This window comes from Pseudomonas sp. HN2-3, from assembly GCF_020691745.1.
GTDB lineage: Bacteria > Pseudomonadota > Gammaproteobacteria > Pseudomonadales > Pseudomonadaceae > Aquipseudomonas > Aquipseudomonas capeferrum.
Map to the genome: position 1 here is coordinate 5,765,415 of NZ_CP085704.1, position 15,142 is coordinate 5,780,556.

Below are 15,142 nucleotides of genomic sequence, written 5' to 3' on the forward strand. Positions count from 1 at the left end.
CACTTGCTCTAGGTCGGGTGATTATCAAATTCTGCTTCGAACATTAACCTAAAAGCTCATCACCCGCATTGATATCGCTGCAACTCCATACAGTATTCAGACTTACTTAAAAAGGAACCGAGTAATGACCAGTCATCTGTTCAATCCTATCCGCGTGGGCGCTTTAGAGCTACCTCATCGTATTGCTATGGCACCGCTGACGCGATCACGTGCGGGTCAACCAGACGATGTCCCAACTGCCATGGCTGCTGAGTACTACGGCCAGCGAGCCAGCGCAGCGCTGATCATTACCGAGGCCACGCAAATTTCCCAGCAGGGCCAGGGTTATGCATGGACTCCAGGTATTTACTCGCGTGAACAGATCGAGGCCTGGAAGCGGGTTAGCGATGAGGTACATGAACTGGATGGTCGCATCTTCATGCAACTGTGGCATGTGGGCCGTGTTTCACACAGAAGCTTCCAGCCGGATAAAGGGCTTCCCGTTGCACCAAGCGCCATCGCAGCGCCTGGCAAGACGTTCATCGTCGATGAGCAAGGTAATGGTGTATGGGGCGATGTACCGGTACCGCGCGCACTTGAAACTGAGGAGATTGCCGGGATCATTGATGATTATCGCAACGCTGCGCTCAACGCCATCGCGGCCGGTATGGATGGCATCGAGATCCACGCGGGCAACGGTTATCTGCTCGACCAGTTCATCAACAGCAATAGCAATAAACGCACTGACCCATATGGCGGTTCATACCAGAATCGAGCCCGCTTGCTCTTAGCGATCGTCCAAGCAGTGGCAAACGAGATAGGTGCGGATCGCGTCGGTGTGCGCCTTACTCCAATGGGGCGGTTCATGGGCATGGGCGACGACACGCCTTTCGAAACTTTCACCTACATTGTGGAATCGCTGAACCGGCATGGACTCGCGTATCTGCATTTGGTGGAGCCTGCGGTTGTTGGCACCGTGAAAGACGAGAACTTCGATCCTCGCTGGGACCAAATCATCTTGAAGCTACGAGGTGCCTGGAATGGGGTTTTGGTAATAGCAGGTGGATATGACGCTGTTTCTGCCGAGAAGGCGATTCGAGATGGACGTGCAGACGTGGTAGCTTTCGGCCGGCCATTCTTGGCCAACCCAGACTTACCACGCCGAATCCGAGATGGATTGGAGCTCAATGCATCTGACCCCACGACGTTCTTCGGTGGCAACGAGCGCGGCTACATCGACTATCCAATCCACCCGTAACGGGTTCGGGAACTGGCTGGGCACACCAGCCAGTCCTGCGCATAACATGAGTTTATTTTCCCTAAACTCAGTCATTTGATGGACTGAGAGCTTTCCGCTATTCGCGCACAGCTATCACCAACTCAACTTCCAGCAATCCGCTACTTGGGAGGCCTGCCACTCCCAGTGCCGAGCGAGCATGACGACCACGATCGCCGAACAAATCGATCAGCAGGCGCGAGCCGTGATCTAGGACCTTCGAGTATTGTTCATACCCGGCTTCGGCGTAGACAAAACCGCGTAAATACAGCACCTTCTCGACCTTATCCAGGTCGCCGATGGCCTGTTCCAGCGCGCTCAAAGCGCGCAGCACACAGGTAGTTGCTGCCATTGTTAAAGTTTTTTCGGGAGTGTCGGCACGAACGGGACCGGTTATTACACTATCACCCAAGCGGCATACCTGACCACTGACATAGGCTACACCTCGATGGACAACGACCGGTACGTAATCGCCCTTAGGCTCAGGCGCCTCTGGCAATGTCAGGCCTAAGGCTTGCAGTTTTTCTCGCGGTCTCATGCATGCACCTCCGCTAGGCTAACTGCCCCCCCAAGCCATAGCCCTTGGATCTCCGTGTGGTCATCGCGTCGGAAGCGAAGCGAGATCTCCGATGGACGCCCCATAGCTCGGCCTTGGCGAACATACAGAGGACGCTCGTCAGAACTGACCAAGCCATTTTCTAGTAGTCCGAACGCTAGGGCTGCCGCAGCAATCCCTGTAGCAGCATCCTCGGGATACCCCGACGATTTGGGGAATTGCCTTGCATCGAACTGACGGGCGGCGAGGTCCTTAATGGCGTATGGGTACAAACCGGTCGAACCAATACGCTCGCATAGTTGTTCAATACGGCGATAGTCGGGTTTGAGGCCATCCAACACCGCTACGCTCTTGAGGGGAATGAGGGTCTTCACGCGACTAGTCGAAGCGTTTTGGATTGGAAGTGGAGCGAGCTCGTTGGTGCTAATGCCTAGCACGGACACAATCTCCGCTTCTATGTCCGGTGACGTGAGTACTTCGACATGGCCCTTAGGCTGAGTGATCTCGACCTTGATAGCGCCATCTGGATCATGGCTGACTTGAGCCTGTACCCGCCCGCTCAATGTCCAGAGGTTGAGAAGGTCCTTCTGCAGCAAGCCAAGGTGCTTCAAAAGCCAGACTGCACCGACCGTGGCATGCCCGCACATTTCCATCTCGTGATTGGGCACCCAAAAACGTAAGGCATAATCATAGTCGGAGTCTGCGGGCGGGCTGCAGACAAAGCCGCATTCATGGCCGTAGGTAGTGGCGACGGTCTGCATGTCGAGGTCACTCATGCCGTCGGCGCGAGCGACCGTGGGAGCGAGATTACCGCCGTTTCGTGAGGCCGGGAAAACGTTGATCAAGTGAACTTCGGGGGACATCGTTGCGCTCCTCGCGCCTTCGATATTTGGGGGAAAAACCGCCTCTACGACTGCGTCAGATAGAACAATCGAGAACCAGGGCTGACAGGTTCGGACTTAACGAGAAAGCGAGGCAGGATCGGTCATTCCTGCGATGTCTGGCGCAAGGCGTTGCCATAAGTCGGCGCGGAGCTCAACGTAATGAGGATCTCCGCGCAGTTGCCTGAGGTTGCGCGGCTGAGTCAGCGGGACATCCATGACGTGGTCGATAGTCCCTGGGCACCCGGCGAAGACTACACAGCGGTCAGCAAGCCCAATCGCTTCGTCAACGTCGTGAGTTACGAACAGAACTGTTTTCTTTAACTGCTTGCACAGCCTAAGCAGCTCAGCCTGGAGTGGCAGGCGCATCTCTGCGTCGAGTGCTCTGAAGGGCTCATCCATCAGCAGAGTTTCTGGCTCACTGGCTAAAAGGCGTGCCATAGCTACACGCTTGCGCATGCCACCAGAGAGTTCATTGGGGTAGCTGGAGCCGAAACCGCTCAGCCCAACCAGCGCTAGCAACTCCTCGACGCGTCTGTCGATGTCGCTCTGGGAGCGCAGTCCAATTTCTAGAGGGGCTGCAATATTGCCAGCAACGCTGCGCCAAGGAAGCAAGTGGTCAGTTTGTGTCATGTAGCCGACGCAATTGTTGACGCCTTTGACCGCAGCTCCGCCGTAGTGCAGCACCCCTTCGCTGGGGCCGTACAGTCCCGCAATCATATTCAAGAGGACGGACTTGCCGCACCCAGCGGGGCCAACCAAAGTAACGATCTCACCGCGCTTAATATCCAGCGAAACGCTGTGAACGGCCACGACCTCGTTTCCGTTTACTTTGAAACGCTTCTGCACACCGTCAAAGCTGATGAAGGGCTCACTCTCCATAGCTCCATCCTCCTGTTATTTACAGGGGGCAGAATGCCGGGTAGTGAAAATCGCCGCGCTCGCTATCGGGCCCGATCATGCGCGGGATCGGGCCATGCAAGCTTACCGATTCAAGGTCGAGCTTTGCGGCGAAACTCGTCTGGCGAGCAACCGCGGGCGCGGCGGAACAAGTGGGCCAGGTGTGAAGGCGATTCGAGCCCCAAACTATTGGCGATCTCAAGGACCGACAGCCGAGTATGCAGCAGCAAGTGACTCGCCCGTTCCAGGCGCAATTGCTGTAAATAGGCCAGAACCGATAGCCCGGTATGTTGGGCAAACAAGCGGGTCAGGTGGCGGCGGGAGATATTGAAGGCGGCTGCGAGGTCATCGAGCCCAATGGATCTCTCAATGTTGCCGCCAAGGTAGCGCTGCACATCTCGCACCAGATCAGCACCATGGCGCTCGGTCGAGGATCGTTGCAGGCTGGGTTGGCTGAGAGAAATCGCCAAGCACTCAAGCAGCAGTAGGTGGTTGGTCTGAGTCATCTGCCGGCTTCGATCAATGAAGGGCTCTGGCTGACTGAAGGCTTTTTTCGTCATCAGCAGATGGTTAAGTGGCGCCGAGGCGTGCCAGATGCCGAGAGTTGGCATGCGCAGCAAGCGATTGGCGTCGCCCGAAAGGTCGCGCAGTGCGAAGGCCATGTAGTCCGGGTCGACATAGAACGCCACATGGCTTTGACTCGCGGTCAGTGACGATGAAGAGTGGCTCCACTCTGGTGGTACCAAGACGAACTGCCGATCGACCACCGAGGTAGTGCGGCCGCTCTCTTCGTCCTTAAAACGCAGCAATCCTTGTTCAGGCACCATGAGCATGAACTCATTATGCTCATGCGCTCCGGTTTCGTAGGCCTCCTTGGAATTGAAGACACTGTAGATTTCACGCATTTGGTACACCGTAGGACGCCAGCCTTAGACCGCAATAGTAATCATGCCGAGGTGTTGAAGGAAGCCGTAGGTCTGAGGGCCTCCACGTGGGTTACTTCGTGTCCTAACGACCTGTCGTTGGTGATTGGCTGTGCTTGGTAACGTCCTTGGGCATAACCTTCTGACGAGACGACAGTTAGCCCAAGCAGCTGATCAAATCATCGTTCCTAAAATAGAACGCTAAAGCCAAAAACCACTATCTACCGCTCCTAAGGTGATGGTTTTAATCTTCTCCCATCAACGCGAAACACCCAAATTACTGAAAATTAAAACCCTTAGGAGCTAGCCCCATGACCAAATTCAAATACAACCGCCTGAACAAAGACGACGCCGCCGTTCTGCTGGTCGACCATCAGGCTGGCCTGCTGTCCCTGGTCCGTGACATCGAGCCGGACGCGTTCAAGAACAACGTCCTGGCCCTGGCCGACCTGGCCAAGTTTTTCAACCTGCCGACCATCCTCACCACCAGTTTCGAACAAGGCCCCAACGGCCCGCTGGTACCCGAGCTGAAGGAGCTGTTCCCGGACGCCCCGTACATCGCCCGCCCTGGCCAGATCAACGCCTGGGACAACGAAGACTTCGTCAAGGCGGTGAAGGCCACCGGCAAGAAGCAACTGATCATCGCCGGCGTGGTGACTGAAGTGTGCGTCGCCTTCCCGGCCTTGGCGGCGCTGGAAGAAGAGTTCGACGTGTTCGTGGTGACCGATGCCTCCGGCACCTTCAACGCCATGACCCGCGATGCCGCCCACGACCGCATGAGCCAGGCCGGTGCGCAACTGATGACCTGGTTCGGCGTGGCCTGCGAGCTGCACCGCGACTGGCGCAACGACATCGAAGGCCTGGCAGCGCTGTGCTCCAACCACATCCCGGACTACCGCAACCTGATGACCAGCTACAACGCCTTCAACGCCAATAAGTAAGCCGGGCGCCGGGCACCGCCAGTCGGTGCCCGGCAAGGGCTGCACACCCACCCAATCCTCCGCTCCCTCACGCCGACCGCACATCCATCCAATCACTAGCCAGGCCTTAACCGGCATGCTCCGCAATTGCGCTTACCGCTGCCGCACCCAGACGGAGAACACCATGTCGCAGGACCGCAACGATAAGACCCGTCGCCAGATCCTCGCCACCGGCACCGTGCTCGGTGCCGCCGGCGCACTCTGGTCCGCATTGCCCTTCACCGGCCAGACCGGTTCCGCCCACGCATCTACTCAAGGAGGTTCCATGACCGCCGACCTGATTCTGTTCAACGGCAAGCTTCACACCGTTGACCGCGAAAAGCCCACCGCTACCGCCGTCGCCATCAAAGACGGCCGCTTCATCGCCGTGGGCAACGACGCCGAGGCCATGGCCCACAAGGGCGCTGCCACGCAGATCATCGACCTCAAGCAGCGCACGGTGGTCCCGGGCCTGAACGACTCGCACCTGCACCTGATCCGCGGTGGCCTGAACTACAACCTGGAACTGCGCTGGGAAGGCGTGCCTTCGGTGGCCGATGCCCTGCGCATGCTCAAGGACCAGGCCGCACGCACGCCGACCCCGCAGTGGGTGCGCGTGGTCGGTGGCTGGAACGAATTCCAGTTCGCCGAAAAGCGCATGCCGACCCTGGAAGAAATCAACCAGGCCGCGCCAGACACCCCGGTGTTTCTGCTGCACCTGTACGACCGCGCGCTGCTCAACCGCGCCGCGCTCAAGGCCGTCGGCTACGACAAGACCACCCCGAACCCACCGGGTGGCGAGATCCAGCGTGACAAGTTCGGCAACCCGACCGGCATGCTGATCGCCCGCCCCAACGCGATGATCCTCTACGCCACCTTGGCCAAGGGGCCGAAACTGCCACTGGAATACCAGGTCAACTCCACCCGCCAGTTCATGCGCGAGCTGAACCGCCTGGGCCTGACCAGTGCCATCGATGCTGGCGGCGGCTACCAGAACTTCCCCGATGACTACTCGGTGATCCAGGAGCTGGCCGACAACAACCAGCTGACCGTGCGCATCGCCTACAACCTGTTCACCCAGAAGCCCAAGGAAGAGCTGGACGACTTCCGCAAGTGGACCTCCAGCGTCAAGTTGCACAGCGGCACCGACTTCCTGCGCCACAACGGCGCCGGCGAGATGCTGGTGTTCTCCGCCGCCGACTTCGAGGACTTCCTCGAGCCGCGCCCGGACCTGCCGCAGACCATGGAAGAAGAGCTGGAGCCGGTGGTCCGCCACCTGGTCGAGCAACGCTGGCCGTTCCGCCTGCACGCCACCTACAACGAATCGATCACGCGCATGCTCGACGTGTTCGAGAAGGTCAACCGCGACATCCCGTTCAACGGCCTGCCGTGGTTCTTCGACCACGCCGAAACCATCACCCCGGAGAACATCGAGCGCGTGCGCGCGCTGGGCGGCGGTATCGCCATCCAGGACCGCATGGCCTTCCAGGGTGAATACTTCGTCGACCGTTATGGCGCCAAGGCTGCCGAACAGACCCCGCCGATCAAGCGCATGCTCGAGATGGGCGTGCCGGTGGGTGCCGGTACCGACGCCACTCGAGTGTCCAGCTACAACCCCTGGACTTCGCTGTACTGGCTGGTCAGCGGCAAGACCGTTGGCGGCATGGAGCTGTACAAGGAAGGCCTGGACCGCGAGACCGCGCTGCAGCTGTTCACCCAGGGCAGCGCCTGGTTCTCCAGCGAGCAGGGCAAGAAGGGCCAGATCAAGGTAGGCCAGCTGGCTGACCTGGCGGCACTGTCGCTGGACTTCTTCAGCGTCGATGAAGAAGCGATCAAGGGCATCGAGTCAGTACTGACTATTGTCGATGGCAAGGTTGTATACGGTGCCGGCGAGTTTGATCGCCTCGGCCCACCGCAAGTGCCGGTGCTGCCGGAGTGGTCGCCGGTGGCCAAGGTGCCAGGGCACTGGCGTGTGGGCACGCCGTCATTGGCAGCAGCCGTGCACCAGTGCTCGGGGCCGTGCGGGGTGCATGCGCACAGCCATGACAAGGCACGTAAATCGAGTGTGCCGGTGAATGACTTCCAGGGCTTCTGGGGTGCGCTGGGCTGTTCGTGCTTTGCTTTCTAAGCTGATGTGATGTCGAAGAGAAGGGGCCGCGATGGCCCCTTTTTTACGTCTACCCCAACCTCGATAAGGATGGCCCCTACGCTGAAAGCATGACTTTAGAAACTGCCTTTGAGCGGGTATTCGATGATGAGGTAGATACGGTCAATGTCGTCACCCGCCTGGGCCTGATTGGCTCGGTGACTGACATGGGAGAATGACAGGCTAAGGTCCTTTGCCGCACCCGACTGCACCACATACTTCAGGTCGATATCGCGTTCCCAATGCTTCCCTCCTTGGCTTTGCTGATCGACATAAACATTGCCAGCCGGCGCATGTGATCCGTCAATACCGCGGCCGCTGACGTACCGGCCCATCAGGCTTAAGCCGGGCACACCGAGGGTAGCGAAGTTAAGATCGTAGCGTAGCTGCCATGAACGCTCCCCTGGGCCGTTAAAGTCAGCGTACTTGATCGAGTTGGCCAAGTAGATAGAGTCGCCCCCGACAAAGTCGAATGGGGTATTACCCTCAACCTTCTGGTAGGCCACGCTCAGCGCCTGAGCGCCGAAGCTGTATTTAGCCAGCACGCTGTACGCAAGCGTGTCGATTGCCCCTGCGCTGGCTTTGCCGGTATCGCGGGTCTTGTAAATGTTGCCATCCAAGCGCCAATTACCTTCAGCCATGTTCAGGTTGAGGTAGGCCTGACGCCACGTATCTTCAAGCTCCCCAGCGTACAATGCCCCTCCAAATGGACCCGCCGGCGCGAATGTAGCGCCGGCCAGGCTGATGGCTCGATTTTCAGTGGTTGCGCCATAGCCACTGAAGTCATCATGCGTTGAGCTATTGTCTTGATTGTTGAAGGCAGTGAAACGGCCTGCCTGCAAACGCCAATCGGGAAGATCAGTGTTCTCCAGGAACCAGCCGGTGGCGTATTCAGGGTGCAGGCGTTTGTCGCCTGTGTCGAACACAGGGGTTTCTACCATCATTTCGCCGTAACGCAGCTGAGTGTTGCCCAGACGCAACTTGAGTGCGGCGCCCGCACTGGAATAGTCAGACTCAGCTCGGCCGTCGCTGTCACGCGGCAACAGCCCGGTACCGGCATGGCCACGCCCCCCGTCCAGCTTGAGACCGAGGAACCCGTGGACATCAATACCGACGCCAATAGTGCCCTCGGTAAAGCCTGAGCGGACCTCGCCGATGAAACCTTGAGCCCATTCTTGGCGATAGTTCTGGCCACTTCCGGACGGTGAGCGGAAGTCGCTGTGCAGGAAGTAGTTGCGACTGAGCAGCGACCAGCCAGCTTCCTCGGCCTGGCTGAGCAGCGGGCAAAGGGTGAGCGTAGCGAGCAGGATGCGGCCTGGTCCGTGAGGTGCGCGGATCATGGTGGCTCCGGGTGAGATGATTCGGAACTTTGGAGATCGCTGGGCTTGTGGTCTTGTAACGGTGTGCTAGGTGCTGAGTACGCGGCACAGGTGCATTTTCCCGGTATGCAAGTGTCCAGTAACTAAAAGCCCATCATCAGCAGTGAGGCCGAAGCCAGCTCAGTGCTCATGATGGGCTTTAACGGTATTGCGGGTGCTCGGAGCGGCTCAAATGGCATGGCTGCCGGAAGCTGCCGCGGTTCAATGGCTGCCGGAGCGATGATGCTTGTGTGTTTCAGCCAACAGATGACGGATTTTCACGGGTACACCTTCGGTTTGGAACTTGCGCACTCGGGCTTCAATTTTCAACTCACCACGGGTAACTCGATGGTGATGCCGCAAGTGTTCAAGCCAGGATTCTTCAAAGAAAAACTCCTGCCACAACGTCGGCTCCGAACTGTCCTGCATCAGCCCCCAGGACAACGCACCGTTTCGCTTGCGCATGGTTTCCAGATCTCGAGCAGCCTGGGTGAAAGCCTCTGCGTGGGCAGGATCGATGTGGTACTCGACTGTCACCATCACAGGACCGCGCTCTTTATCCAGCTCCTCGCCGATCAATGGCGTTGGCCAGTGAAGCGAAGGCGCGAGCTCTTCAGCTTCAGTTTCAGGTAGCGCTACTTTGCAGGTAACGAGGGTCGCCAGGGCAAGTCCGCCAGCGGCCAACAGCAGACTCAGAGTGATCGAGGCATGGCTGGCTACGGTCCCCCACAGAAGGCCACCACCCGCCATGGAGCCGAAGAAGACCAGAATGTACACCGACAGTGCCCGGGCTCGCACCCAAGCTGGCACAGAGGTCTGAGCAGCAACCTGCATGTTAGAGAGCACGGCAATCCACGCGGCTCCGCTAATCAGCATCGCAGGCATCAGCACATAGAAACTGCGAACCGATGCGAGCACAAGCAGGAAAACGGCGTACAACAAGCTCGCAATCATGACCATACGGTCCCGGCTGACCCGCTCACGCAGTTTAGGCAGCAGCGTTGCACCACCTACGGCGCCGATACCAATCGCAGCGAGAAGCAAACCGAAGTCGGCCGCGGTACCATGCATCTCGCCACGTACGATCAGTGGCAGCAGTGAAGTGCCGGCACTCGCAAACAGGAAGAAGGCCAGTGCACGAATCAGTACAGTTTGAAGCGGTTTAGAGCTTCGAGCGAATCGCATCCCTGTACGCATTGCGCCGATGAAGCGTTCAGCAGGCAGCAGCGGCTCTTTCACCTCGCGCTTCCACATGAACAACACCAGGATTACACCCGCAAACGAAACAGCGTTGAGTGCGAATGTCAGCCACGGGCCGACCAAGCTCACTACAACACCTGCCAAGGCAGGGCCGATAGCACGCGAGACGTTTATGCCGACACTCGAGATGGCCACCGCATTGGACAGATCTTCCTTTCCAACAAGCTCAGGTGTAAGAGCGCTCCACGCCGGCATCATCAACGCGGTACCAATGCCCAACGCCAAAGTCAGTACCAGAAGCAATGGAACGTTCATCAGCCCTAGCAGCGTGAGGCTTGCCAGTGTCACTGCGACTGCCGACATCCAGAGTTGCACGAGTAGCAGGTAACGCCGTTTATCGACAATGTCAGCCGCAGCTCCAGCTGGAAGAGCCAAGAAGAACATAGGTAGCGAACCCGCCACCTGAATCAGTGCAACATGCAGCGGGCTGGCGGAAAGGGTGGTCATCAACCATCCAGCGCCAACCTCGTGCATCCAAGTGCCGATGTTGGAAGCGATTGTTGCGATCCACAACATGCGGAAGGTGGCATTACGCAAGGGGCTCCAAGCGCCAGATGTTGATGTGCTCATTCCATTGCTGCCTTTAACAAAATTGGTTTGATCCAGGTCGGTAACCTGGGGCGTCATAGCGAAGCCATGCACACCCTAGGGAGCGAGCACGACTCATCCAGCTAGCATCGGGCCGGCCAGAATCAGTTTGTGGGGTGGTTGAGGTCTTAAGGGTGTGAGTGCCAAATTCGGCATTCCTTGAACCATCAATAGGCCTGCTTTCTTACCCCTCGTCGAGGAGAGGCAAGACAGCCATCCTGTTGCATGTGTTAAGGCATGCGGGGCAGCTCATTAGGTCGCAGATCAAACACGAGCACTTCTGCATCACGGCCATTGGAGAGCTCGATCACCTGCTCTTTCCTCATCCGAACACCGTCCCCTTCGCGGAGCAACTGGCCATTCAACTCGATGCGCCCACGAGCTACGTGCACATATGCATGACGGTTGTCCGCCAGAGTCAGAGTGGCATGCTCATCGCCGTCGAAGAGGCCCGCATAAACTCGCGCGTCTTGGCGAACCTGGAGCGATCCCTGCTTGCCATCTGGCGAAATGATCAAACGGAGCTTGCCGCGCTTTTCATCATCACTGAAATGCTGCTGCTGATAACGGGGAGTCGCGCCACGTACATTGGGCACAATCCAGATCTGCAGGAAGTGAACCGGCTGCGCTTTGCTGTGGTTGAACTCGCTGTGAGCTACACCACTGCCTGCGCTCATGAGCTGCACGTCCCCAGGTTTAATTACCGACCCGGTACCCAGGGTGTCTTTGTGCTCCAGGGCGCCTTCGAGGACATAGGAAAAAATCTCCATGTCACGGTGAGGATGCTGGCCGAAACCTTTGCCTGCGATCACCTGGTCATCATTGATGACCAGAAGGTCAGAAAAGCCTTGCTCGTCAGGATCCCAGTAATTGGCGAATGAGAAGGTATGGGATGACTTCAACCAGCCATGATTGGCGCGGCCACGTTCATCAGCGTTACGGACAGTGATCATGATTCTTCTCCTTGAGGCGACGGCGCCTCCATGTGATGAACCAACTTTACTGTCAAAATCTGAGCACAAAAAGACGTGTTAAATAGAATCTCTGTCTCGCAAAAAGGGACAATTTGACAGAAAGTATCTGTGCTCTAGGTGAACCTGGCTGGAGCCTCGATGACGAGGCCGACAACTTCAACTCTTAGCTATCTCTCTCCGGAAGCAAATCTGTGATGAGTGCGGAAGGCAGCTATGGGTCCAGGCTGTGTGAAAACGCCAGCGATTATCTAACCTTCTGATCGTCGAGATCGTGGCGGTGACGATCATGAAGCGATTCATTGAAGGTGAGTCTCGGACGCAAGTCACGTTGCTGCCGGAGTGCCTGGACGATTACATCACCGATGAAAACTCAGTTCGGGTAGTCGACGTCTTCGTGGATGAACTCGACCTTGGAGCACTCGGATTCGAAGGTGTCGATCCTGCGACAACGGGCCGTCCGGCTTCTGACGCGGCCCATATAGCACTGTAAACGTCTTTTTCGCTGGGTAAGGTTATTCGCGCTCTCGCCTGCTGATTCCAAAGGCAGTCAGCTCGACTATGGGTTTCGATGTATTTACTGCGTTTTCACACAGCCTGGGTCGAAAGCGGACATCAACGCCCATACGATCTTCCACGCACTCATCTCTCAGTGAATGGTTCCTCTGCCACGTCCAAAGGCCCTCATTTGGTAGTCAGTAACAGCCTGAAACAGCGACTCGGCAATCAAGCGCAACCGTTCCACCTCGCTTGCAGGCGCGCCAGTATCCAATGCTTCGTGGTAGAGCCGCATTGCCTCTACTGCCGCGGTGTAGCATTGGTGATCAGGTGGCAAAATTTTAGGCGTATTGGACATCAGTGCCTCGATTTCAGTGACCCGACGCGGACAGAATTCCGGCCTCCAGTAACTGGAAATCCACCACATCGAAATACAAGGAGTCCGCCAATAATTTGAGGCGCTCAGCTCCTCGGGGGAAGCCCCGCCATCCTGACCGTTTCGAAGAACCTTCATAGCTTCAAGGGTTTCGCGCAGCAGCTCCCCTGCTTTGGCCATGTCTTCTATCGACTTAATGCTGCCCTGGTTGGAGGTTTCTCGAATGAGCAACTGAAGCTAGGACTAACTTGTTTGCGCAGAATATTGGAGGTCCCTTCGCCGCGTTTATCGCAGCGGCCTGGCACCAGAAATTGTCTTTGATTACGAAGGCTCAGGAAAGGGCTGGAGCTGACTGTTTGACTGCCGCCTGCAGCGCCAAAACCTGTAAACACGACTGGAACGCAAGGAGACTAAGCATAGCGTGGTGACCGTGTGAATACCAAGGCTAGGTCGCGACGTATTTGTTTGAGCTTGGATCTTTCAACGCCAGCAGGCACGAACTGGAACACGTCGGCATGGCGCGTATTATCCGCAAGGCTGGTATCGTAGACAGCCATCACTGCCTGATCATAAGGAGTGACACCGGTCTCAATGGTTCTCAGCATGCGCACGTCATCGCATTTTGCTGTCACGACCCCAAGATAGGATCGCTCAGGCTTTTCCGGTGCACGATTCGCATTGAACGACTCGATCATAGCAGCGCCGATTTCATTGGTTTCGGCGTCAGGTACGTCGACGTCGCTGCGCTGACATGACAAGCCAAAAGTCGCACAGTCCGCAAAAAAAGCGGCCGTTAGCTCACCTTTTTCATCAATGTGGATGGGTGAGAACACGAACCTATGCAGAAATTCGTTACCTGCAACTACGCCAGGAGAATGACCGCTTACGGATTCCACTTGGCAGAACCCACCCGGATACGCCTCATCGATCATTTCTGATCGTTTTTTGCTCTCCGGGCCGTCCTCGGGCAGGCCGTCAAAAAAATTACGACACGACATTTCAAATGGATGCCAAATACGCTGCAAATTTTTGATCGATTGTGGGTGTGGTCACTGGGATATCATCCGCACCAACCCTAATGCCCGGAGCGTTGAAAATATAGTGGTACGTACCGTCCCCAGGGAACGACGCTTCCAGATAGCCATCTGACGTCTCCCAGAACAAGGACACCTCACCGTCCGAAGCGAGCATTGGGCTAGGTACCGGAAGGTTCTCTGGCAATGAGCTCAAAAACACCCGTGCGTCGACGATAGAATCCCTGTTGGCTGGCTCTGCGCAGTAACCATCCCAACCTTCTTTCAACGATTTATAGCTATCAAGTTTCCTGCGAAGCTTTTGCATCGCAGATTCCTTGGCTCCTACCAGGCTGGCGGGCACATTAATCGAATCGTATGACAGCTCAAGGTATGAGGCAGGTGTCTGCTTGCCAAGCCCGCATGCAATCCCAGACGCTAGGTTTTCCAGCTCAAAGGCCTGTGATTCGGACGTTGCACTATAGAAATCGAATTCGTTCTCGAAGTGAGCAAGAAGCGCCATCATACCGTCCTCCCTGAATCGAGCTTAATGATCTTCTGTGCCTGGTCAGTAAGCAATTTCCGCATGACTGTCTTGTTTACCTGGTGCATATATTCATACGCACCCGCGAGCAGTGGCGAGAGATCGCCCTCTTGGTCAACTATCTCCAGGACCGCGCTAGCGTCGTAGCGGTGGATGGTCTGGATCTGAACAATCGACGATTCTCGGTCAGGTGAGCAGTTGACGCCAATGTTCACGTTGTTGAGAAGACGGCCCTCGATTCCGAAATCTGGCTGTGTAAAGAAGCCATGGTGGGAATGGAATTCGTGCTCAAGCTCGCAGAAATTTCGAACCAGATATGGGGAATCCAACGCGAACAAGTCTACCAAGGTTCGATTGCCGTTATCGGCAAAATAGACGCGGAACTCATCCAGATACTGCAACGTGAAGGCGGAAGTCCTCACTTCATGCGTGATCAGCCAAGCAGACAGCTTATGGAGAACCTCGCTGATGCTAGTACGCACCGCTTCCCAGCGCGTGTACTCACCGCAAACGATCGACATTTTGCTGGGCTCCACGCTCAGTCCAAGCGAAATCTCGCCTCGCTCGTTGAAACGCTCAAATTTACAGCCAACCAGTTTTTCTTCCGTAGCAAGGGACTTCCCTTCCACGATCGTCATTTTCTGACTTTTTTGCTGGGCGACCTTTGGAAGCAGTGCCTTCAGGTCGTCGTGGATTGAACCCTTGCTCAGTTCCATGACCGCCGACACAGGCAGAGGCGTGCCAAACGTGAAGATAAACAGCACGTTACGGATCGCGTTACCGATCTGGTCATTGTAAGGAACAATCGTTGCAGTCATGTCTCGCTTCTTAGCCAGGTTTGGTCAAGGCGCCTAGTGTCAAAATGCTATCACTCAGGCCTTTGGAATGGAAGGTGATCACAGGATAGACCCATT

At 56.7% G+C, this 15,142-nt stretch carries 14 protein-coding genes and 1 pseudogene; 4 read left to right on the top strand and 11 right to left on the bottom strand.

All coding sequences use genetic code 11. The annotated features are described in order from the left end of the window. Positions 1–124 precede the first annotated feature (124 nt). Positions 125–1,237: an alkene reductase gene (locus LJX93_RS26130; RefSeq protein WP_227696566.1), complete on the top strand. Its 1,113-nt coding sequence runs from the start codon at positions 125–127 to the stop codon at positions 1,235–1,237. A 97-nt stretch (positions 1,238–1,334) separates the two neighbouring features. On the opposite strand, the gene LJX93_RS26135 is transcribed toward LJX93_RS26130, so the two are convergent. The 4 genes from LJX93_RS26135 to LJX93_RS26150 all read right to left on the bottom strand — a co-directional run bounded on the left by LJX93_RS26135 (position 1,335) and on the right by LJX93_RS26150 (position 4,497). Beyond that, positions 1,335–1,793, bottom strand: a complete 459-nt coding sequence (locus LJX93_RS26135) for a RidA family protein (RefSeq protein ID WP_227696567.1) — start codon at positions 1,791–1,793, stop codon at positions 1,335–1,337. Beyond that, complete coding sequence (locus LJX93_RS26140; protein ID WP_227696568.1) at positions 1,790–2,674, bottom strand: PhzF family phenazine biosynthesis protein; 885 nt, start codon at positions 2,672–2,674, stop codon at positions 1,790–1,792. Before LJX93_RS26140 ends, LJX93_RS26135 begins: the two co-directional genes overlap by 4 nt. Before the next feature lie 96 nt (positions 2,675–2,770). Next, a complete protein-coding gene (locus tag LJX93_RS26145; protein WP_227696569.1) occupies positions 2,771–3,574 on the bottom strand; it encodes an ABC transporter ATP-binding protein in 804 nt (267 codons plus the stop codon). A 110-nt stretch (positions 3,575–3,684) separates the two neighbouring features. Further along, positions 3,685–4,497: an AraC family transcriptional regulator gene (locus tag LJX93_RS26150; RefSeq protein ID WP_227696570.1), complete on the bottom strand. Its 813-nt coding sequence runs from the start codon at positions 4,495–4,497 to the stop codon at positions 3,685–3,687. A 329-nt stretch (positions 4,498–4,826) separates the two neighbouring features. Here LJX93_RS26150 and ycaC point away from each other — a divergent pair, with 329 nt between their 5' ends. Then, positions 4,827–5,456 (top strand): isochorismate family cysteine hydrolase YcaC, encoded by a 630-nt coding sequence (gene ycaC / locus LJX93_RS26155; RefSeq protein ID WP_227696571.1) that lies wholly within the window; start codon positions 4,827–4,829, stop codon positions 5,454–5,456. A gap of 304 nt (positions 5,457–5,760) precedes the next feature. After that, positions 5,761–7,602, top strand: a complete 1,842-nt coding sequence (locus LJX93_RS26160) for an amidohydrolase (protein WP_227697319.1) — start codon at positions 5,761–5,763, stop codon at positions 7,600–7,602. 95 nt (positions 7,603–7,697) lie between these two features. Here the strand turns inward: LJX93_RS26160 and LJX93_RS26165 are convergent, their stop codons facing one another. From LJX93_RS26165 to LJX93_RS26175, 3 genes are all read right to left on the bottom strand, one after another. After that, complete coding sequence (locus tag LJX93_RS26165; RefSeq protein WP_227696572.1) at positions 7,698–8,960, bottom strand: OprD family porin; 1,263 nt, start codon at positions 8,958–8,960, stop codon at positions 7,698–7,700. A gap of 240 nt (positions 8,961–9,200) precedes the next feature. Further along, positions 9,201–10,808, bottom strand: a complete 1,608-nt coding sequence (locus LJX93_RS26170; RefSeq protein ID WP_227697320.1) for an MFS transporter — start codon at positions 10,806–10,808, stop codon at positions 9,201–9,203. A gap of 248 nt (positions 10,809–11,056) precedes the next feature. Beyond that, a complete protein-coding gene (locus LJX93_RS26175; protein WP_227696573.1) occupies positions 11,057–11,779 on the bottom strand; it encodes a pirin family protein in 723 nt (240 codons plus the stop codon). 307 nt (positions 11,780–12,086) lie between these two features. Between LJX93_RS26175 and LJX93_RS26180 the strand changes: the two are divergent. Beyond that, positions 12,087–12,263 (top strand): annotated as a pseudogene (locus tag LJX93_RS26180) (IS5/IS1182 family transposase); the annotation flags it as partial. A 183-nt stretch (positions 12,264–12,446) separates the two neighbouring features. On the opposite strand, the gene LJX93_RS26185 reads toward LJX93_RS26180, so the two are convergent. The 4 genes from LJX93_RS26185 to LJX93_RS26200 form a co-directional block, all read right to left on the bottom strand. Beyond that, the gene (locus LJX93_RS26185; protein WP_227697321.1) at positions 12,447–12,653 is read right to left on the bottom strand and encodes a hypothetical protein; all 207 of its coding nucleotides are present in this window, start codon (positions 12,651–12,653) and stop codon (positions 12,447–12,449) included. Positions 12,654–13,081: 428 nt separating this feature from the next. Next, a complete protein-coding gene (locus LJX93_RS26190; RefSeq protein WP_227696575.1) occupies positions 13,082–13,696 on the bottom strand; it encodes a hypothetical protein in 615 nt (204 codons plus the stop codon). Next, on the bottom strand, positions 13,671–14,210 hold the full coding sequence (locus tag LJX93_RS26195) for a hypothetical protein (protein WP_227696576.1): 540 nt from the start codon (positions 14,208–14,210) through the stop codon (positions 13,671–13,673). Before LJX93_RS26195 ends, LJX93_RS26190 begins: the two co-directional genes overlap by 26 nt. Continuing rightward, positions 14,207–15,046, bottom strand: coding sequence for a TIGR04255 family protein (locus tag LJX93_RS26200; RefSeq protein ID WP_227696578.1), 840 nt, complete (start codon positions 15,044–15,046; stop codon positions 14,207–14,209). Before LJX93_RS26200 ends, LJX93_RS26195 begins: the two co-directional genes overlap by 4 nt. Between the last annotated feature and the right edge of the window lie 96 nt (positions 15,047–15,142).

Coding starts and splice junctions, on each gene's coding strand:
- LJX93_RS26175 (WP_227696573.1), bottom strand. CDS start 11,779: ATGATCACTGTCCGTAACGCTGATGAACGTGGCCGCGCCAATCATGGC.
- LJX93_RS26195 (WP_227696576.1), bottom strand. CDS start 14,210: ATGATGGCGCTTCTTGCTCACTTCGAGAACGAATTCGATTTCTATAGT.
- ycaC (WP_227696571.1), top strand. CDS start 4,827: ATGACCAAATTCAAATACAACCGCCTGAACAAAGACGACGCCGCCGTT.
- LJX93_RS26145 (WP_227696569.1), bottom strand. CDS start 3,574: ATGGAGAGTGAGCCCTTCATCAGCTTTGACGGTGTGCAGAAGCGTTTC.
- LJX93_RS26140 (WP_227696568.1), bottom strand. CDS start 2,674: ATGTCCCCCGAAGTTCACTTGATCAACGTTTTCCCGGCCTCACGAAAC.
- LJX93_RS26185 (WP_227697321.1), bottom strand. CDS start 12,653: ATGTCCAATACGCCTAAAATTTTGCCACCTGATCACCAATGCTACACC.
- LJX93_RS26150 (WP_227696570.1), bottom strand. CDS start 4,497: ATGCGTGAAATCTACAGTGTCTTCAATTCCAAGGAGGCCTACGAAACC.
- LJX93_RS26130 (WP_227696566.1), top strand. CDS start 125: ATGACCAGTCATCTGTTCAATCCTATCCGCGTGGGCGCTTTAGAGCTA.
- LJX93_RS26200 (WP_227696578.1), bottom strand. CDS start 15,046: ATGACTGCAACGATTGTTCCTTACAATGACCAGATCGGTAACGCGATC.
- LJX93_RS26170 (WP_227697320.1), bottom strand. CDS start 10,808: ATGAGCACATCAACATCTGGCGCTTGGAGCCCCTTGCGTAATGCCACC.
- LJX93_RS26135 (WP_227696567.1), bottom strand. CDS start 1,793: ATGAGACCGCGAGAAAAACTGCAAGCCTTAGGCCTGACATTGCCAGAG.
- LJX93_RS26165 (WP_227696572.1), bottom strand. CDS start 8,960: ATGATCCGCGCACCTCACGGACCAGGCCGCATCCTGCTCGCTACGCTC.
- LJX93_RS26160 (WP_227697319.1), top strand. CDS start 5,761: ATGACCGCCGACCTGATTCTGTTCAACGGCAAGCTTCACACCGTTGAC.